The 20,089-nt window shown below is 37.5% G+C and carries 18 protein-coding genes; 12 read left to right on the top strand and 6 right to left on the bottom strand.

The annotated features are described in order from the left end of the window. Nucleotides 1-45 precede the first annotated feature (45 nt). From recX to IGI63_RS06530, 4 genes are all read left to right on the top strand, one after another. A complete protein-coding gene (gene recX, locus IGI63_RS06545) occupies nucleotides 46-846 on the top strand; it encodes a recombination regulator RecX (RefSeq protein ID WP_429975534.1) in 801 nt (266 codons plus the stop codon). After that, nucleotides 836-2,020, top strand: coding sequence for an A/G-specific adenine glycosylase (mutY, locus tag IGI63_RS06540; RefSeq protein WP_129193756.1), 1,185 nt, complete (start codon nucleotides 836-838; stop codon nucleotides 2,018-2,020). The genes recX and mutY overlap by 11 nt, the downstream gene beginning before the upstream one ends. Before the next feature lie 180 nt (nucleotides 2,021-2,200). Further along, entirely contained in the window at nucleotides 2,201-3,325 is a 1,125-nt protein-coding gene (locus tag IGI63_RS06535; RefSeq protein ID WP_002368824.1) for an LCP family protein, read from the top strand. A gap of 137 nt (nucleotides 3,326-3,462) precedes the next feature. Continuing rightward, the gene (locus IGI63_RS06530; protein ID WP_002356444.1) at nucleotides 3,463-3,948 is read left to right on the top strand and encodes a hypothetical protein; all 486 of its coding nucleotides are present in this window, start codon (nucleotides 3,463-3,465) and stop codon (nucleotides 3,946-3,948) included. 44 nt (nucleotides 3,949-3,992) lie between these two features. Here IGI63_RS06530 and IGI63_RS06525 read toward each other — a convergent pair whose 3' ends face one another. From IGI63_RS06525 to IGI63_RS06510, 4 genes are all read right to left on the bottom strand, one after another. Beyond that, on the bottom strand, nucleotides 3,993-4,517 hold the full coding sequence (locus tag IGI63_RS06525; protein WP_002362532.1) for a GNAT family N-acetyltransferase: 525 nt from the start codon (nucleotides 4,515-4,517) through the stop codon (nucleotides 3,993-3,995). Nucleotides 4,518-4,533: 16 nt separating this feature from the next. Continuing rightward, entirely contained in the window at nucleotides 4,534-5,373 is an 840-nt protein-coding gene (locus tag IGI63_RS06520) for an NUDIX domain-containing protein (RefSeq protein WP_002384084.1), read from the bottom strand. A gap of 144 nt (nucleotides 5,374-5,517) precedes the next feature. Then, on the bottom strand, nucleotides 5,518-6,705 hold the full coding sequence (locus tag IGI63_RS06515; protein ID WP_002356447.1) for a toxic anion resistance protein: 1,188 nt from the start codon (nucleotides 6,703-6,705) through the stop codon (nucleotides 5,518-5,520). Nucleotides 6,706-6,724: 19 nt separating this feature from the next. Beyond that, nucleotides 6,725-7,405 carry a 5-bromo-4-chloroindolyl phosphate hydrolysis family protein gene (locus IGI63_RS06510; protein ID WP_002356448.1) on the bottom strand — a complete coding sequence of 227 codons (681 nt, stop codon included), beginning with the start codon at nucleotides 7,403-7,405 and terminating at the stop codon, nucleotides 6,725-6,727. A 402-nt stretch (nucleotides 7,406-7,807) separates the two neighbouring features. Between IGI63_RS06510 and IGI63_RS06505 the strand changes: the two genes are divergently transcribed. From IGI63_RS06505 to IGI63_RS06495, 3 genes are read left to right on the top strand one after another with little or no spacing between them, the layout of a single operon-like run. Continuing rightward, nucleotides 7,808-8,392: an NUDIX hydrolase gene (locus IGI63_RS06505; RefSeq protein ID WP_002356449.1), complete on the top strand. Its 585-nt coding sequence runs from the start codon at nucleotides 7,808-7,810 to the stop codon at nucleotides 8,390-8,392. Next, on the top strand, nucleotides 8,389-8,685 hold the full coding sequence (macP, locus tag IGI63_RS06500) for a cell wall synthase accessory phosphoprotein MacP (protein ID WP_002356451.1): 297 nt from the start codon (nucleotides 8,389-8,391) through the stop codon (nucleotides 8,683-8,685). The genes IGI63_RS06505 and macP overlap by 4 nt, the downstream gene beginning before the upstream one ends. Before the next feature lie 15 nt (nucleotides 8,686-8,700). After that, entirely contained in the window at nucleotides 8,701-9,396 is a 696-nt protein-coding gene (locus IGI63_RS06495) for a 5'-methylthioadenosine/adenosylhomocysteine nucleosidase (RefSeq protein WP_002356454.1), read from the top strand. 66 nt (nucleotides 9,397-9,462) lie between these two features. On the opposite strand, the gene IGI63_RS06490 is transcribed toward IGI63_RS06495, so the two are convergent. Continuing rightward, nucleotides 9,463-9,729: a GIY-YIG nuclease family protein gene (locus tag IGI63_RS06490; RefSeq protein WP_002356455.1), complete on the bottom strand. Its 267-nt coding sequence runs from the start codon at nucleotides 9,727-9,729 to the stop codon at nucleotides 9,463-9,465. Continuing rightward, nucleotides 9,719-10,453, bottom strand: a complete 735-nt coding sequence (locus IGI63_RS06485) for a tRNA1(Val) (adenine(37)-N6)-methyltransferase (RefSeq protein ID WP_002356457.1) — start codon at nucleotides 10,451-10,453, stop codon at nucleotides 9,719-9,721. Before IGI63_RS06485 ends, IGI63_RS06490 begins: the two co-directional genes overlap by 11 nt. A 188-nt stretch (nucleotides 10,454-10,641) precedes the next feature. Between IGI63_RS06485 and IGI63_RS06480 the strand changes: the two genes are divergently transcribed. The 5 genes from IGI63_RS06480 to elrR all read left to right on the top strand — a co-directional run bounded on the left by IGI63_RS06480 (nucleotide 10,642) and on the right by elrR (nucleotide 19,920). Next, nucleotides 10,642-11,268 (top strand): lysophospholipid acyltransferase family protein, encoded by a 627-nt coding sequence (locus IGI63_RS06480; RefSeq protein WP_002356461.1) that lies wholly within the window; start codon nucleotides 10,642-10,644, stop codon nucleotides 11,266-11,268. 51 nt (nucleotides 11,269-11,319) lie between these two features. Further along, the gene (locus IGI63_RS06475; protein ID WP_185946578.1) at nucleotides 11,320-12,588 is read left to right on the top strand and encodes an exonuclease SbcCD subunit D; all 1,269 of its coding nucleotides are present in this window, start codon (nucleotides 11,320-11,322) and stop codon (nucleotides 12,586-12,588) included. Between the two features lie 4 nt (nucleotides 12,589-12,592). Beyond that, a complete protein-coding gene (locus IGI63_RS06470; protein WP_429975533.1) occupies nucleotides 12,593-15,730 on the top strand; it encodes an SbcC/MukB-like Walker B domain-containing protein in 3,138 nt (1,045 codons plus the stop codon). Nucleotides 15,731-15,749: 19 nt separating this feature from the next. After that, nucleotides 15,750-18,947: a DEAD/DEAH box helicase gene (locus tag IGI63_RS06465; protein ID WP_002356465.1), complete on the top strand. Its 3,198-nt coding sequence runs from the start codon at nucleotides 15,750-15,752 to the stop codon at nucleotides 18,945-18,947. Between the two features lie 67 nt (nucleotides 18,948-19,014). Continuing rightward, entirely contained in the window at nucleotides 19,015-19,920 is a 906-nt protein-coding gene (elrR, locus tag IGI63_RS06460; RefSeq protein WP_002384093.1) for an Rgg family transcriptional regulator ElrR, read from the top strand. Nucleotides 19,921-20,089 lie beyond the last annotated feature (169 nt).

Here is a 20,089-nt window from a genome sequence, read left to right as displayed (position 1 = left end):
GTATAGTAGAATATATGTTCTGATTTAGAGGGGCAGGAGAATAAGATGACAACAATCACACGAATTAGTAAAGATAAAGGTGAATTTTATCTACTTTGGCTATCTTCAGGCGAAAAACTGCGTGTCTCGGAAGATATTTTAGTACGGCAGCGTATGCTAAAAGGCCAAGAGTTATCAGATACTTTAATAGAAGAAATAAAAAAAGCCAGTTCTTATGATGTCGGGTTACAAATGGCGATGAATTACTTAAGCTATCAATTACGTTCAAAGAAAGAGATTTTTACTTATTTAAAAGAGAAAGAAATTGTACCTGAAGATCGAGTAAAAATCGTTCAACGTTTAGAAGAGCTGCGGTTGTTGGATGATGCAATTTTTAGTGAAAGTTACGTACGGACAGCTATGCGAACCAGTGATAAAGGACCACGAAATGTGGCACAACAATTAAAGCAAAAAGGCATTAGTGAAGAAGATATTCAGCATGGCTTGACCTTTTATACGTTAGATGAACAACTTAATGTTGCCACAGCAACTGCAGAAAAGGCCATGAAACGCTATCGAACTAAAAGTTTTAAAGATGCACTACAGAAAACGCGTCTGCATCTGATGCAAAAGGGCTTTACAAATGAAATCATTGATCTAGCTTTGGAATCTTTAGCTTTTGAAAAGGACGAAGAACAAGAACAACAAGCGTTAAACAAGGAAGGCGAACGTTTATGGCGTGCCAATCAGCGATTTGATTTTTCTAAAAAAGTCCAAAAAGTCAAACAAAGCTTATTCCAAAAAGGGTTTGACTATGATTTGATTCAGCAATTTATTAGCGAAAAGGAAGTAGAACATGACGAATAAAGAGCCTTGGGAGGCGTGGAGTCCCGAAAAAGTTAGTTCATTCCAGGAAGATTTTTTAGCTTGGTATGAACGAGAAAAACGCAATTTACCTTGGCGAGCGAATACAGATGCATATCGTATTTGGATTTCTGAAATTATGCTACAACAAACTCGCGTAGATACAGTCATTGATTATTTTTATCGATTTATGGAATGGTTTCCGACGATTCAAGATTTAGCGGAAGCGCCAGATGATAAGTTGTTGAAAGCTTGGGAAGGGTTAGGCTACTATTCACGAGCGCGTAATTTAAAAGTGGCAGCGCAACAGATTGTTTCAGAATTTGGTGGGAAAATGCCTGACACAATCGAAGATATTCGGAGTTTAAAAGGAATCGGCCCCTATACGGCTGGTGCGATTGGCAGTATTGCCTTTAATCTCCCCGAACCAGCAATTGACGGTAACGTCATGCGGGTAGTGAGCCGTTTATTTGAAATTGATGCAGATATTGCAAAAGCGAGTAGTCGTAAAGTATTTGAAGCGGCGATGCTTAAAATCATCGATCGTGAGCGTCCAGGGGATTTTAATCAAGCCTTAATGGATCTAGGCTCAGCCGTCTGTACCCCAACTTCACCTAAGTGTGAAAGCTGTCCGCTTCAGCAATATTGTGCGGCCTATCAGGCAGATAAAATGACCGCTTATCCAGTCAAATCAAAAAAAGTTAAGCCGAAAGATGTGTATTATGTCGGCACTATTATTGAAAATAAAAAGCAAGAATTTTTATTAGAACAACGACCTGAAACCGGTTTGTTAGCCAATATGTGGCTGTTTCCGATTGAAGAAATTAGCAAAAAACAATTTCAACAATTGCAAAAACTGGCGCAACCAGCAGAAACGGAAAAACAATTAACTTTAGAGTTAGATCCTGTAACAGAGCCTTTGGTTGCTGAAGAACCTGTCAATGTTTTTGCTGACTATGACACAGTTGTCTGGCAAAAACGTGCCTTAGGCGAAGTCGTTCATATTTTCAGTCATTTAAAATGGCATATCTTAGTCTTTTATGGCCGAAATACAGGCGAATTAGCCACACTAGAGTCGCAGCGATGGGTGGCAGCACAACAATTTTCGGACTATGTTTTTCCAAAACCACAGCAAAAAATGGTGGAATTGTTCAAAAAAGAACACGAAAAAAAATAACAAAAAAGAGAGGCTTTTTAACAAACAAGCCCCTCTTTTTTGTTTCCTCTAGGTTATACCCCTATATAAATTCTGCTATGTTTAGTTTTGAAAGGGACTGGTAAGATAGACTTGTCTCTTGTCTGCTTAGAGGAGTAGTAATGATGGTGGAGACTTTTCAAGAGAGAGGAAGTACAGCCAATGAGTAGGAAGCGAAAAATCAGCTTAATTAGTTTAGTCATCATTTTGTTTTTTGTCACAGTCGGCTCAGCATACTTTGCTGTAGCGGGTAGCTATTTAAAGAAAACAATTGATAAAGGCTATGTTCCCATAAAAAATGATTATACTGAAGCGCAAAATAAAGATAGTCAATCGTTTTTGGTCATGGGTCTAGACAATACAATTGAACGGAAATTAGGCACAACTAGGACTGATGCTATGATGGTGATTACCGTGAATAACAAGACGAAGAAAATAACCTATTTAAGTTTGCCACGGGATAGTTTTGTTCAAATTGATGCAAAAAATTACCAAGGGATGCAACGAATTGAAGCCGCCTATACCTACGATGGACCAACAGCTTCTGTTAACACAGTTGAGAAATTATTGAATATTCCAATCAATCATTACGTTGTGTTTAACTTTTTATCTTTTATTAAGTTAATTGATGCAGTTGGCGGCATAGATGTCAATGTCAAGCAGGCGTTTGATGGTGTCACCAAAGACGGGCCAGGATCCATTCATTTTGATGCAGGGAAACAGCATTTAGATGGTACGAAAGCTTTATCTTATGCCCGTGAAAGACATAGCGATAACGATATTATGCGTGGATTCCGACAACAAGAAATTATTCAAGCAGTTGAAGACAAGTTGAAATCTGGTCAATCAATCATGAAAATAATGGACATTATTGATTCGTTAAATGGAAACATTCAAACTGATGTGGATTCCAATGAATTGACTCATTTAGTCAAAGAAGGTTTGACTTGGACCAATTATGATAAACAACAGCTTTCTTTTGACTGGCGCACTTTTAGTAATGAAGGGCGCAGTATGGTTGAACTATATCCAGATAGTATTGAAAATGTCCGTCATCAATTACGTGTGTCTTTAAATTTAGAAAAGCCAGATGAACGAGATCAAGACGGCTATGTCTTCCATACGAACGGTGAATTTTTATATCAAAGTGATTATACCGTTCAAGATGAAGCAGCTGAGGAAAACGAAATGACTTCCATCAACGGCAATACGTATATTGGTGTTCCTGGCAATACACAGACTGGCCCGTTGCCATCAGTTAAAACGGAAAATGGCTTTATAAAATAATTTATTTTCCAAGTATAGAAAATCCGAACATAACAGATTAAGTAATCCGCTTACTTATTATTCTTCTAAGGAAAAAACGAAGGATTTTAGCAAGGAAACAGCGTATCATTTGATATAAACCCAACATTCCCTTTATAATGAAAGTAACAAGCAAATTTTTGTTACTTAGAAGGGGAAGGGAGCAAGGAGTTATGTTTAGTTATACAGATACCATTTTGTCAATTATGCAAAGAATTGAAGTATACAACGAAATTTTCAAAGCCATCTCTAAAGAAGTTCAAGAATACGGTTGTAATCAGGCTGCACATCGGAGAGGCCGTGACACTTATATGTTTTGCCGAAATAATGTGAATCGTTTTTTTACAGAAGAAATGATGTTTCGCAAAAATTTAGAGCCGTATTATGATAAAGAAGCAACGAAAATCTTGCTAGAAGGATTAGATACGTATAAAGAAGGAGTATTTTTCTGGTTAGAGGCATTAAGTGAATCTTGCCAAGTGACAGATGAATTGAAATATCAATTAGGAATCCGCCAAAAAGAATCCTCTTATTTATTAATTAATCAAGCTTGTAAAGAAGCCTGTGAGGGCATTCAAAGCGCTCATAGTGTTCATAAGATGTAAAAAGTTAGGGATAGCTGTCAATCTGGCAGTTATCCCTAACTTTTTTATTTCAATATCATCTGATAAGCATAACGTTCGCCATCGTTAACATCTAAAATCACGTCACCTTGATAAACAAAGCCAGCTTTTTTAATCAGGTGCTGCATAGCGAGATTTTGTGGATGTGTATCGATTCGAATATCAGTAGCACCTTGCAAACGAGCGGCTGTAACCAGTGAGCGCAAAAGCACCAAAGCCAGTCCTTGACCTTGAAAGGAACTTTTTAGAGCAACACGATGAATTGCCGTATACGTAGTTTGAGAATGAGGTTGCCAAGAACCATTAAAAATCGCTTCATAAGCAGGATCAATCTCCGAACATAAAACACCAACGCCTGCCAAGGCATCCTCAACCATTAAAATATAGCAAGTTTGCTGGTCGATATCTTTTGCTAAAATTTCTTGATTCGGGCCATCGCCGTTTTGCCATTGGGGAATGCCACTTTTTTGTAAGGTGCGGCGTCCATCTTCAATGATAGCAAGGATGTCAGGCAAATCAGAAGGTTCTGCTTTTCTTAAGTAAACAGTCAAAAAATATTCCCTCCTCTTAGAAACCTGTTGTTGTTTTCAATTGGTAAATTTTTGAAGGGCGGCCAATGCCAACGGGACGTTCACCTAACTCTTCAAAATATTGTGTCATGGCTTTTTTAAAATTTGAATGGTCAATGCTGCGATAATCAACGCCGAGGAACTTCGCAAAAACTTTACGGGCTTCCGTAATGGTGAAATCTTTTCCTAAGACTTGAAGCACTTGCGGTTCATGTTCCATTTTATCAACAACACGATTAAACGCCTTAATTATAATTTCACTATGGTCGAAGGCTAATGTATCTTTACCAAGAGAGGCCGCTGTTTTCAAGTCTAAAGTAATTTCCACATCTTCATGAGATAACGTGATGTGTTGACCATGCCGTTCAAGATTGAACCAATGGACTTCTTTGGCATCGTCGCCAGCAATTAAAGGTTCTTCACCAATAAAGGCTAAATAGCTGACTGTCACGACCCAGCCACGAGGATCTCGATCTGGGCGACTAAAGCTGTGTAATTGTTCAATATTTTCTTGAGAAATCACCACACCAGTTTCCTCTTTTGTTTCTCTTAAAACACTATCTTCAGTAGATTCGTTGCGATTAACAAAACCGCCAGGAAGCGCCCATGAGTTTCTAAAGGGGTGACCTTTACGTTGAATCAGTAAGACTTTTAATTGATCAGCTTCCTTGTTGTAACAAAGAAGAACCATATCAACGGTTAAAGAGGGTTTTTCATATTCAGGTAATTCTTGTTGATGATACCAAGTTAAAAACTCTGCTAAGCTAGCTTGGCGTTCATAATAATTTTTTTCTTCGGCTTTAGAAGCAAATTGTGGCACAATTGCTCCTCCTTTCAAAAAGAAACATGGTTTTCTTTTATTGTATCATTAAGTGGCTGAAATACAATATTCAAGCGTAAAAAGAAAAGCAAGCCTGGGACAAAAATCACTTTGGATTCTTGTCCCAGGCTTGTACTATAAGAAGTTTGTTCTAGACGTTATTTATTGTGTTAATTCTAATAATTTATTTTTCAAATCTTCTTCCATATGGCCAAGTTCGATTTCGGCAGCTTGGCGTTTTTCTTTTCCTTCTTGTTGAATACGTAATGTTTCTTGGATAGTTTCAATTAAATCATTTTGTGTTTTTTGTAATGTTTCAATATCGACTAGGCCACGTTCGTTTTCTTTTGCTGTTTCAATTGCAGAAATTTTTAGCATTTCTGAATTTTTCTTCAGTAAGTCATTGGTGGTTTCAGAGACTTGACGTTGAGCAGTCACAGCATCTTTTTGACGGAGTAAGGTTAAGGCGATGACTACTTGGTTTTTCCATAACGGAATCGCCGTATTCACCGATGATTGAATTTTCTCAGCCAAAGCTTGGTTAGTATTTTGGATTAAACGAATTTGTGGGGCTTGTTGAATCGTAATTTGACGAGCCAAGCGTAAATCATGGGTTCTTTTTTCTAAACGGTCTAGGAATTGGTTATAATCATTAACAATTTGGACATCCATTTGATCTCCAGATTCTTCCGCTTTTTTCATGGCTTCAGGAATAATTTGCGTCCGTAGTTCTTCTGCTTTTAATTCCCCAGCGGCAATATAGATGTTTAAGGCATCAAAATAATCTTTATTTTTTTGATACAATTGATCTAACATGGCATTATCTTTTAAAAGACCATCTTTTTCATGGGTTAATTTGACAGCAATTTTGTCAATTTGCGCACCAATTTTTTGATATTTGGCGGTAATTTCGTAAACGGATTGTTTGACTTTACCTAACATTTTTTGAATAAAGTTGCCTTCGCCAGCACGTAATTCATTGGGATTGGCTTCATTTAAACGAAACATTAGATCGGTCAGTGAATCACCAACAGGACCAATGTCTTGTGCTTGAACGTGGTTTAACATCGCTTGCGAAAATTCGCCGAGTTTGATTTGGGCATTTGAACCATAGGTAATTACTGCTTGTGAATCTTGGACATCAATTTTTGAAGCTAATTCTTTTGCTTGGGCTTGACGTTCTTGTGGTAATTTATCAATTAAACGAGGAGCTGCTTGCTGTTCTTTTAACTCAGATAGTTCATTTTGTTGCGTTGGTGTTAGTTCATCCATTGATGAAAATGGATTACTTAATAAATCGTCCAATGTATTGGTTACAGATGTTGTTTCTTTGGGTTGTTGCTCAGTCATTTTTTTTCCTCCCTAATGATTATTGCTGGTCTTCGTTTACTTGAGGTGATTCCTCAGTTGCAGCTTTTTGCGACAAGCTGCTTTTAGCGATCGACATTTCGACATCTAAATCGTCTAAGTCATCGGAAACGATTTCCTCATAATCATTTTTAACTAATTTTGACAATTGGTCAATGATTTGTGCGCTTTCTTCTAATTTTTCATACGTTTGTTTGTTTTTTACTTCATGTTGTTCGATTTCTAAATGCTTACTTGTTAAGTCAACGATATTTGGTAAATGTGTATAGAGAAAGTGATTGGCTAAGTGTAACTTTTTAGGTTCTTTCACTAACTCTTTAAACAGAGCTTTAGAAACCTTCGTTGTATCATTACGTAAGTCAATCGCCCGTAATTTAGTTGAACGATTCATGTTTTCTTGTAATTGTATGATTTGTTTTTTGGCTGTGCTCATTGTACTTCTGAAAAAATCAATTTCTTGTGGAGATAACCCCAACTCACGATAATGGGCTTCTTTATCTTTTGTTAAGTAAGGCATTTGATCGCTCTTGTCGGCGGCATTTTTCTTTTTTCGATAGAGAACGAATACTAAAAAGCCTACCAGAATCACAAAAGCGAAGAAGCCATATTCTCTAGCGACAGCAATGATTAAGGCTCCTAAAAGAATATAGCCAATCAGTAATTTTGTATTTAATTTGTTCATTTATATAGTTCCTCCTATCTATCTAATCCTCGAAAGAGTCAGCTCTCATTACAATAGTTATTTTAGCATACTCTGTGAGAGAAAAGACATACAGCGGAAGATGTATTTTATGATTTAGTGAAATCCTAAGAAAAAAAGTATAAAACGCAAAAAAAGACCCGTCCTAATTGGGGGTAGGACGGGAAAGGAGTTAAAAATGAAAAAGTGTTTTGTTAGGGTTGTTTGTTGGTATGCTTAAATAATACAAGGAAGTTGTGAATTTTTTATGTCTATTTTTTTTCGAAAATGTAATTTTTTTCTAAAGCAATAAATTTTTTTCTTTGAAAAGGGTTTAACTAGAGAAGAAGGGGTGCGATTTTTATCATTTTAGGGTATGATAAACAAGAAAGGTTGGTGAAAGATATGTTAAATTATGAGGACTTCGAAGAAAAAACACTTCAACGTCGAGAAATTTTTAAAGGAAAGATTATTGATGTTTTTTTGGATGACGTGGCTTTACCGACAGGCGGCACTGCTAAACGCGAATTGGTTTTTCATTCAGGCGCAGTAGCTATGATTCCGTTAACCGCAGAAGGAAAAATCGTCTTAGTTAAACAATTTAGAAAACCCTTGGAACAAGTGATTTTAGAAATTCCAGCGGGGAAAATTGATCCTGGAGAAGAAAATCAACTGGAAACGACGGCTATGCGGGAATTAGAAGAAGAAACTGGGTATCGTGCAGGTCAGCTTACCTACATAAATTCAATGTATCTGTCACCAGGATTTGCTAATGAAAAATTGGCTCTCTATTTGGCAACGGATTTGCAGAAAGTCGAAAATCCGCGTCCTCAAGATGAAGATGAAATCTTGGAACTTTACGAGCTAACAATAGCTGAAGCCAAAGCAGAAGTGGCAAAGGGCACGATTTGTGATGCCAAAACACTTTTTGCTATACAATACTGGGAATTGTATTTACTGCAGAGACAGTTTAAGGAGGACACGCAATGAGCAAAGGTCCGTTAGTCACTCGGACAGAGCTTCGCAAACGCAGAGAAGCAGAAGAAAAAGAAGCGGAACGTCGTCAGCAAGAAGAGCAGAAGCTGGCGGAAAAAGCGTATAAGCGAAAAGAAAAAGAAATTTCGACGTTTTATCGTAAAGAAAAGAAAAAACAAAAACCGATCAACAAGTCACGAGTAGGAGAATACTCGAAGCGTCGAGAACGGAGTACTTGGTTAAACAAGGCAATTATTATTGTAGCGATTTTATTAGCCGTTGTGGCATATATCGTTTTGAATTTATAGAAAAGAGGAATCACTATGAAAATTGGAATTATTGGAGCAATGGATCAAGAGGTCAAAATTCTAAAAGAAAAATTGACAGACACGATGTCATGGGAACGAGCAGGCGCTTTATTTGTTTCTGGTTCGTTAGGAAGACACGAGGTGATTGTGGTTCGTTCAGGAATTGGTAAAGTGGCCTCAGCTGTGACCACGACTTTATTGATTCATCAATATGGCGTAAATATGGTGATTAATACCGGTTCTGCTGGTGGTATCGGTGAAGGACTAAAAGTCGGCGATTTAGTCATTGCAGACAAATTAGCTTACTTTGATGTTGATGTCACTGGTTTTGGTTATGCCTATGGACAATTGCCTGGTGGTGTGCCTTTGTATTTTGAAACAAGTGAATACTTGCGGATGGAAATTGCGAAAGCCGCTGAAAAAACTGGTTTAGCTATTCGTAAAGGATTGATTGTTACTGGAGATACTTTTGTGGATAGCGCTGAGAAAATCGCCAAAATTAAGAAAGAGTTTCCTGAAGCCTTAGCTTGTGAAATGGAAGGCGCAGCAATTGGCCAAGCGGCTTCACAGTTCAATATTCCATTCTTAGTTGTACGGGCAATGAGTGATACAGCAGATGGCGAAGCAACTCAAAGCTTTGACGAATTCATCGATGAAGCTGGGAAAAAATCAGCCGAAATGGTTATTCATTTTGTCGAAAACTTAGTTTAAAAAGAAAAAGAAACAGCCATCATTTCATCAATGAAATGATGGCTGTTTCTTTTTGCTGATTGTCACTTAATGGAAGGTTTTTAAATACTGTTCTTTTTGTTTACGCGTTAATTTTTTAAAGGCGGCTTCGGCTTTGGTGGCCGCGCTACGTGTTTCAAATTTCTCTGTATGAATCATTTTGACTGGCCGTCGTTTGGCTAATCGAGTATATTTTGCACCAGTTCCGCTATTATGTTCGGTTAATCGACGTTCTGGCTCAGTTGTATAGCCACCGTAAAAGGAACCATCTTGGCAAAGTAAAACATAAAAATAATGGGATTTCTTATTCTCCATACAGCATAGCCTTCATTTCTGCTTCGTATTCGTTCTTCTCATTGTATGTAAAAAGAGGTGGTAACACACGAAAACCGTCTTTTTTGCCTTGCTTAATGCCTTCAATTAGTAAAACATTGGCTTCTTTGCCTGGCTTCGGATAAACAAACCGAGCTTTTTTCGGCGCAATATTGGCGTTTTCCATGGCATGTAAAATATCAAGGAAACGATCAGGACGATGAACCATTGCGAGGCGACCATTTGTTTTTAATAAATCCGCCGACACAGTGACCACTTCTTGAAGAGACGTGTGAATTTCATGACGGGCAATCGCTAAATGCGGGTTTGGATTTTTTTGGCTAGTTGGTCGTTCTTTAAAGTATGGGGGGTTACATAATACTAAATCAACAGAATCTTTTTTGATGACCTCTGTCGCTTGTTTTAAATCACGTTCATACATCGTTACTTGTTTTTCCAATTTATTTAATAGAATACTTCGTTGACCCATATCTGCCAAACGAGGTTGTAATTCGATTTGGTCGATCTTTGCAGCTGTTTTCCGACTAACGAAGAGGCCGACCGCGCCATTGCCAGCACACAAATCGACAATCTTGCCTTTTTTTGGTAGTTGCGGAAAATTAGCCAATAAGACTGCATCAATGGAAAAAGAAAAGACTTCTTTGCTTTGAATAATTTGAATATCATCCGCATATAATTGATCAATCCGTTCGCCGGATAATAACATAGATTAAGAACCTCCAACTTTTCATCTGATTGTTCATGTATTATACTACTTTTAAACCCGTATGACAAAATCTGTTCCCTAGATTAGTAGGGACATGTTATTTCTCTAATTGATAGACGTAAAAAAAGCTTGTCAAAAGGTAGAGCTTTCGGCATACTAGAAAGCGGAGAGAAGAAAGGAAGAAAATTATGTTTTTTACATTTATGCGTGGCGTGGTTCGCGTCATTTTATTTGTGATTAATGGAAATGCACATTATGAAAATAAAGAAAAATTACCAAAAGACCAAAACTATGTCTTAGTTGCGCCGCATCGAACATGGTGGGAACCGCTGTATTTAGCTGTTGCTGGCAGTCCTAAGAAGTTTAGCTTTATGGCAAAAAAAGAGTTGTTTAAAAATCCTGTTTTACGTTTCATTTTAAAACATGCGAATGCGTTTCCGGTGGATCGTGAGAAGCCCGGTCCCAGCGCGATTAAAACACCTGTCAAAATTTTAAAAAATTCTGATTTAAGTTTGATTATGTTCCCTAGTGGCACGCGTCATTCCTCAGAATTAAAAGGTGGGGTAGCTTTGATTGCTAAAATGGGGCGAGTACCTATCGTGCCATCTGTTTATCAAGGTCCGTTAACTTTAAAAGAGTTGTTTAAACGGAAAAAAGTAACGGTTCGTTTTGGGGAGCCAATCGATATTAGTGATATTAAAAAAATGGATAAAGACGGTTTAGCTGAAGTGGAACGTCGGATGCAAGAAGCATTTGATCAGTTAGATAAAGAAATTGATCCAACTTTTAAATATGAATCAACAGAAAAAGAATAAAACAAACCGCTACAAAATAGGAATGTTACTGGCAGGTAGTCTCATCAAAAGATGATGCTCCCTGTCTTTTTTCTTGCGTTAAGAAAAAAGTTTGTTAAAAATCTAATTCTTCTGTCCGATTTTCTTAAAAAATACCAGAAATTTGTTATAATAATAAGAAGGACTTTTTTAGGCGGTGAAAAAATGAAATTTTTACATACAGCAGATTGGCATATTGGCAAAAAATTACATGGTTTTGATTTGTTGGCAGAACAAAGGGAAGCCTTTAAACAAATCTTAGCAATTGCGAAAGAAGAGCAAGTGGATGCTGTTGTGATCGCTGGAGATTTGTATGATCGCTCTGTTCCAGCAGTTGAAGCAGTCGAGATTTTTAATGAAATGATGATTCAAATGAATCTCAAAGAGCATTTCCCCGTGTTAGCTATTTCGGGAAACCATGATAGCAGCACTCGTTTAGAAACAGGAGGCCCTTGGTTTAACCAAACGCAATTTCATTTGAATACGCGTTTAGAACAAGCCTTTCAACCAATTGAAATCGACAATACCCAATTTTATTTGTTGCCTTATTTTGAACCGATTGCGGCTCGCTTATATTTTGAAGATGAAACGATTCGAACGATTCAGGCGGCGATGGAAAAAGTTGTCGCGAAAATGCAAGAATCTTTTCTCCCCAATAAAAAACAAGTGTTAGTTAGTCATTTTTTTGTCGCTGGCAGTGAAAAAACTGATTCTGAAACAAAATTAACAGTGGGTGGTTTGGATGTTGTACCGACGGCTTTGTTAGAGCCTTTTGATTATGTCGCGTTGGGCCACTTACATGGAAAAAATGCGTTGCAGGCACCTAATGCTCGATACAGTGGCTCGCCTGTAAAATTTTCTTTATCAGAAATGACACAAGAAAAGGGTGTTTGGCTTGTTGAAACAGAAACTGAAGTTCATTTTCAATTCCGTACTTTGAAACCATTGCGAGACATTCAACAATTGACGGGCTCGTTTCAGCAGTTAACGGATCCCGCTTTTTATCAAGAAGTGAATCGGGAAAATTATTTACATGTCCAATTAACCGACCGAGCGATCATTCCCAACATGATGAATCAATTGCGAAAAATTTACCCCAAAATTATTGGGCTGGAACGTTTGAATGGTCGAGAAACAAGCAACGGAAATCAGAAAAAAGTGGTACAAATAGAACAACGTTCACCAGAAGAACATCTGCATGACTTTTTTAACGATGTGACAGGAGAGGCCTTGACAGAACAACAAGCACAATGGGTCCAAGAAGAACTGAGTACACTTAATCAATTAGAAAGAGGGAAGTAACAGGATGAAACCATTATCTTTAACATTGAAAAACTTCGGACCGTATATTAATGAAACCATTGATTTTACGAAGTTTGAAGATTCTTCACTTTTTCTAATTAGTGGAAAAACAGGGTCTGGGAAAACAACGATTTTTGATGGAATGAGCTATGCTTTGTTTGGTGAAAGTTCTGGGAAATTACGTTTAGGCAAAGAAATGCGTTCCACATTTGCTGACCCCTCAGAAGCCACTGAAGTTACTTTGCTTTTTAAACATAACGAGTATCTCTATGAACTGAACCGCCTTCCCGAACAAGAACTTTTTAAAAAACGTGGCACAGGAGTCCGTAAACAAAGTGCCAAAATTTCTTTAATTGTCAAAGATGCTCAAGGGAAAGAACTACGATCCTATTATAAAAGACGCGAAGTGGACGAACTCATTCAAGAATTATTTCATTTAAACGCCAATCAATTTGCTCAAATTGTATTGTTACCACAAGGAGAGTTTCGGACTTTTTTAATTGCTAAAAGTGATGAAAAAGAAAAGGTTTTGCGTAATTTATTCGGAACAGAATTGTATCAGTTGTTCAGCGAAAATTTAAAAGAACGCTTAAAAATTGCCAATCAAGAGATTCAAGAAACCCAGCAAAAAATTGAACTGAAAACAGAACAGTTGCATTGGTCAGAAGAACCTGAACCGACAATGACACTTTTTGAAAAACTTCAATTATTAGAAAGCCAACAACAAGAGGCTCAGCAACAACTATTAGTTGAAAGAGAACAAATTGCAACCTTAAAACAAGCCAAACAAGCAAAAGAGCAAGTTCGTTATGCTATTGAAGAACGACAAAACTTGCAACAGCAAAAAGAAGAATTACTGGAAAAGAAAGCAAAACAAGCTGAACAGGAAACCGTCATTGAGCGGTTAAAGGAACAGATTCAGCAATTAAAATGGAGCCAAAAACAGCAATCTTTAGCTGAAAAAGTCTTTGAAAAACGAAGCGAAAAACAACAAAAAGAGCAAGAAACAAAGTCCAAACAACAAGCTCTTATGGAAACGCAACAAGCATTGACAGATTGGCAAGCAATCATGAGTGAGTTGGAAGAACAACAACCATTGATTGCTGAAAAACAAGAACGTTTTCAAACGATTCAACGTCAATTACCACAATACCAAGAATATGAACAGTTAGCCCAACGACAAATAGCAGAACAAGCCAATTATCAAGCCATTCAAAAAGAGTATGAATCTTGCCAACAGGAAAAAACAACATTAGCGGATAAAGTGGCGACAGCCAAACAATTTATTGAACAAGAAGGAACACTTGAAAAAGCAAATTTTGAATGTTCTAGTGTAGCAGATCATTGGCAAAATTTTGTAGAACGTTGTCAAAAAAATCAAAAAGCTTGGCAAAAAATTAGTCAAAACCAAGTGGAATTGCACGAGTTGACACAACGGTTTGCTGTTGAACAGCAACAAAAAAGCGCCGAAGAAGCGAAGTTGCAGACAAAGAAAAGTCAATGGGCCTCTTTACAAATCCAACGATTAAGCTTGTTACTTGAAGAGGGGGAACCTTGCCCAGTTTGTGGCTCTTTAGAACATCCAAAGCAACAAACTCATCAAGAAGTTTCCTTAGAAGAGATTAATCAAGCGGAACGGGAATTAACGGAAGTTGAAAAAACGGTACAACGATTTACTGAAACGCTCTCTGCATTAGGGGCGGAAAAGCAACAGAAAGAAAGCCAATTACAAGAACAGGAAGCTGCGTATACTGAGGAACAAGAACAATTAGCAGCGCAGTTTGCTGACTTTCAGTTGCCGTTAACAGGACTAACTTTTTCACAAGTAACACCTGCAGAAATTGCGGAAGTTGAGTCGCAATTAGCTAAAGAAAAACAACAAATAGCACAAAAACTAACGGAAATTTCAGTCGAAAAGGACCGTCTGGCGGAACTAGAAGAACAAGTAGCTGAAAATTCTCAACGCTTTGAAGTGCTCCGACAACAAGTAGAAACAATGCAACAAAGTCTGGAAAGAATCACTATCCAGCAGCAAATGATTGCTAGCCAATTATTGGATGCAACCGTCACATACGAAGAAATGACCAAACAACAAGCTTTGCTTCAAGAAGAACTCTCTGCATTTGAACGTCAAAAAGAAAACGTGACGACACAAGGAGAAACCTTGAAGAAAGAAGAAATGATCCTTGAAAGTACGTTGACGCATTTGGAGAAAGAACAACAAACACTTCAACAAACAGTCGCGCAACTTGAGAGTCAGTTAAACGCAGTTTTAACGGAACAAGGCGTGACAGAGGACCAATTGACGGAGTGGTTGAAAGAAGTACCGACACTAGAAAGTCAGCAAGAACAAATTGCTTTATTTGAACAAGAGCAAACCCAACTGACTATCCAACTCGCTGAAATTGAAAAAAAATTATCTAGTGATACGTTCCCAGAATTATCTTTAATCATCACAGAAATTGAACAAATAACACAACAAATTGAAGAACAAGAAAAAAAATACTATCAACTGCATGAAAAAATGCTGAACAACCAACAGTTGGTTCAAGAAATTAATGCGCAAAGAACAACAATTGAAGACAAGTTTGAGGAAGTTGCTGCACTACAACAGTTGGCAGATACGGTGAATGGCAATAATCCTAAAAAAATTAGTTTTGAACGGTATATGTTACAAACGTATTTAGAAAGAGTGCTGACAGTTGCTAATCAGCGTTTAGACCGCCTGACCAATAGTCGTTATCAATTTGAATTGAATCACGAAGCAGGCAGTTATCGGAATCAAACGGGGCTAGAAATCAATATTTATGATGACAATTCGGGGACGGTGCGCAGTGCTCACACGTTATCAGGCGGGGAAAGTTTTATAGCAGCGTTAGCTTTGGCACTTTCTTTAGCAGAAGTGATTCAAGAACAAGCCGGCGGAGTCTTAATTGATGCGTTGTTTATTGATGAAGGCTTTGGTTCCTTAGATGAAGAAGCATTGGAAATGGCAATGGAGGCGTTAGAAACGATTGAAAATGAAGGCCGCATGATTGGGATTATTAGTCATATTGGCGAATTAAAAGCACGAATTCCACAACAATTACAAATAAAAAGCAATGGGAATGGTCAAAGTACCGTTCACTATCAGCTAGCTTAGTAGAAGAGGAGGTGAGTCGATGAAATGGAGTATTCCAGAGCGAATCGTTGAACAAGGGCGCGAATATATGCAAGAAGGCCGGGTCTTATCTATCGTTCAAAATCCAGAAAAAAGGATCTGGTTGTCTGAGGTTTTAGGGGAAGAACTTTATCTTGTTGAATTGGATGGTACCGCCAAAGAACAAGATGTTTGTGAATGTCAATATTGGATGGAACATGGCTATTGCAAGCATACAGTGGCAGTTGAACTGGCACTGAAACAACGAGGCGTGTCAAGAATTATTCAAGCGAATCAAACAGTCAGTTTTGAGAAAACAAATCGATCAACAGCTGAAATGTTTACCAAAGGCTTTGCCAAATTAAGCAAAGCTTCTGCCGAAGTTCCCTTGCAGCCTTTACGTTTAGAATTTCATTTAGATGTGATCGAAACGAATAATTACTATCCAGAATTATCAACGATTGGTCTTTCTTTAAAAATTGGTTTGGAAGGCACCAAACCTAAAACATATATTGTGAAAAATATTGGTGATTTTTTACAAGCATATGAAAAAGAAATGACCTTTATGGTGAATAAACAACACCAATTTACCTTGCTACATGATTCTTTTTCAATGGAGATTCAAGAAATTTTAACAGAACTTGCGGCAATTTATCATACCAGCCAATTATTAGGTGCAAACGGTATTCAAGTTAAAGGGAAAATCGACAAACGTTATCTATTATTACCAATTGATCGCAGTCAATCGTTAGTTGAAAAAATGAATCGAACGGGTCAGTTTATATTGACCAATCAAACTCATAAGTATCGCTATCTAACGTTCAAAGAAACCAGTTTGCCACTTACGTTTACAGTGCAAAAAACCGAGGAACAAAGCTTCAAATTAACTATTCAGAATCCTATTACAACGTTTCTAGCCCACTATCACTGGGCGATTGCGGATCAAACGGTTTATTTACTAACAGAAGAGCAGGAAGCCATCTACACCACGTTACTTCAATTAATGAAACGCTTGGAAGAGCCGTCAATTATTTATGAAAAAGAAACAGTTTCTGATTTATTTAGTGAAGTGTTACCATTATTGGAAAAAATTGGTCGAGTGTCTGTTGAAGAATCAGTTGAAGAATTAGTCGTCCATCATCCTTTAAAAGCAGTCTTTATTTTTAAGAAAATTAAAGGTCGGATTAATGCTCGAATTGACTATCACTATGGAGAAGTCATTTTCTCGACAAACCCGAAATATGCTCAATTACCTGAAGTCAATCAAGAAATCGTTCGAGATAAAGCAAAAGAAACAGCAATTAAGCAACAATTTCAACAGTTTGCCTATCAGCAAACAACCACAGGCTTTGAAAAAGTCTTACCTGCTGGAGAGTCCTTGTATTATTTCTTTAAAGCCGAAGTTCCAGCTTTCCGTCAATTAGGAGAAGTTCGGATGGGACGGAAATTACGGGAATTGTATTTAGATGCCCAGCATCATCAACCAACGATTGAAGTTGCGGAAGGGGATTCTTGGTTAGATATTCGGTTTGATGTCACTGGCATTGATGAAACCGAAATCGATGCAGTATTGACTAGTCTGCTACGTAATGATGCTTTTTATACGTTAAAAAGTGGTGAAATTCTTGCTTTTGACTCAGAGGAATTTTTCCATACAAGTGCAATTTTAACGAAGTTGCGAAAAAATATGCATCAAGAAGACAATGTCATTCATGTGCCCAAAAACCAAGGCCTCATGATCGAAAGTTTATTAGAAGACAACGAGCGAGCACATTTTTCAGATTCCTTTAAAAAAATGGTCACGGATTTAACGCATCCAGAAAACTTTGAAGCGCAAGTCCCCAAATCCTTACAAGCAACGTTACGCCATTACCAAGAAACAGGGTATAAATGGCTGAAAATGCTTAGCCATTATCAATTTGGCGGTATTTTAGCTGATGAAATGGGTTTAGGGAAGACACTGCAAACCATTACCTATTTACTTTCGGAAAAAGAAGAAGAGCGCTTGAAAGGGACAGCTTTGATTGTCGCACCTGCAAGTTTAACCTATAACTGGTTAGCCGAAGTCAAACGTTTTGCGCCAACCTTAAATGTTCAAGTGGTTTCTGGCAACCGCCAAGAACGAGCAGCGCTTTTACAAAATAGCACCGAAGATATTCTGATTACTTCTTATGCAAGTATGCGACAAGATGTTCAGCTTTATCAGGAAATGCGTGTCGGCTATTTGATTCTAGATGAGGCCCAAATGGTTAAAAATAGTGGGACTAAAACGGCGCAAGCCTTAAAAAGTTTAAAAGTACCACAACGTTTTGCATTAAGTGGCACACCAATTGAAAATAATTTAGATGAACTGTGGTCAATTTTCCAAATGATCTTACCGGGATTGTTCCCAGGCAAAAAAGCCTTTCGAGAAATTAAGCCGGAAGAAATTGCCAAAATGATTCAACCATTCATTTTACGACGAGACAAGAAAACGGTGCTCGCAGACTTACCAGAAAAAATTGAAAATAATATGTACAGTGTCTTAACAGAAGAACAAAAAACGGTTTATTTGGCCTATCTAAAACAAATGCAAGCAGATGTCAGTCAAATGGATCAGGCGACCTTCAAGAAAAATCGCATGAGTATTTTAGCAGGCTTGACCCGTTTACGACAAATCTGTTGCGATCCGCGTTTGTTTATTGAGGATTACACGGGAGGTTCTGGCAAAGTGGAACAAGTCAAAGACTTTTTAGTGGCTGCCAAAGAAAACAATCGTCGTGTCCTATTATTTTCTCAGTTCACAAGTATGCTTTCTATCTTAGAAAAAGAATTGAATGAATTAGGTTTAGAGACGTTCTATTTACGAGGAAGTACGAAGCCTCAAGATCGGTTAACGATGGCGAATGCCTTCAATGAAGGAGAAAAAGATGTCTTCTTAATTTCATTGAAAGCAGGGGGAACCGGACTAAATTTAACTGGTGCAGATACAGTTATTTTATACGATTTATGGTGGAATCCCGCAGTCGAAGAACAAGCGGCTGGTCGGGCGCACCGCATGGGACAAAAAAAGGTTGTTGAAGTGTGGCGGATGATTGCAGAAGGAACGGTTGAAGAAAAAATGAATTCCTTACAGCAAGAAAAACGCGAGCTGTTCCAAAAAGTGATTCAAGGAAATGAAGAGCAATTAGCGAAAATGACGGAAGAAGATATTCGCACAATTTTAAGCATTGGGGAATAGCCGTTCAACTTAGTTGCTATCTTATTTAAAGAGAAATGGAGTAATTCGTTTGAAACAAAAAGAATATATGGAATATCGGCCGCTAGGTGAAGAAATTGAACGGATTCGTAAAGGGAAAAATATTCCTCTGCGTGTCTTTGATGAAAATGGTGTTTCTAGTCGAAGTTATCAACGCTTTGTCCAAGGAAATAGTGAATTGCGTATTTCGGATTTAGCCATTATTGTCGAAATCTTGTCTATTTCGCCGATGGAAATGACAGAAAAATTAACGCCAATGTCCAAAACAGTTTTAGCTAAGGAGCAGTTTAATCAAGCAATCTTTAGTAAAAATTTTCAAGAAAGTAGTCGAATCGTTGCAGATTATCGGGCGTATTATGATAAATCGTCTTTTGCTTTAGGAAAGCAAGAAGTAATGTATTCGATGTTGGCGTTGGAATATCTTTTTAACCCTCAAACGGTTGTGACAAAAGAGGAAATTATTGCATTAGAAAATCAGATTCTGGAACGATTAATTAATGCCGATGTGTATACTATTTTTAATTTGAAATTTTTAGCATTACAAAAAAACGTTGGCTTGCAGCCGTTTCCAACTTCGTTACTTTTTCGTGTACTACAATCTGTCAATGAGCGGGAAATTATTGATATTCGCTCACTAGAAATTATCGAGCAAGTAATTATTGATTTTTTATTTGCGGCGATTGTCAGCCAAAATGTTCCCCATATTCTTCATGTATTAAGCATGTTTAAAGAATATGAAGTGGGTGAAAATAACTGGCGAATGATCCTCTGGAAAAAAATAGCAGAAAAAATAGAAATGATTTTAACCAATGAAGAAATATTCGCAGATTGGTCAATCTTTAAAGAACAAATCCTTTTATCTATCACATTGTTTTTACCAAAAGCCAAACAAGAATTTTTTGCTGGGCAATTGGAAAAAATAGAGGATAGTTTAAAAGAAATAAAAGAAAACTAGGCATAATTGAGAATTTGTCATAATACATTCTGGTTGTGTTTAGCGACAAAGAGCGCCAAATAGGGGTATAAAACCCTATTTGGCGCTCTTTGTCTTGTCTATACAAATTAATTTGGACAGTTTGTCGTAATTGAACCCATTTTCAGTTGATATTCACTATAATTAAGAA

It is taken from the genome of Enterococcus sp. DIV0086 (assembly GCF_050498705.1).
GTDB lineage: Bacteria > Bacillota > Bacilli > Lactobacillales > Enterococcaceae > Enterococcus > Enterococcus faecalis.
The sequence above is the reverse complement of the archived record's forward strand: the minus strand, read 5'-3'. Positions and strand labels throughout refer to the sequence as shown.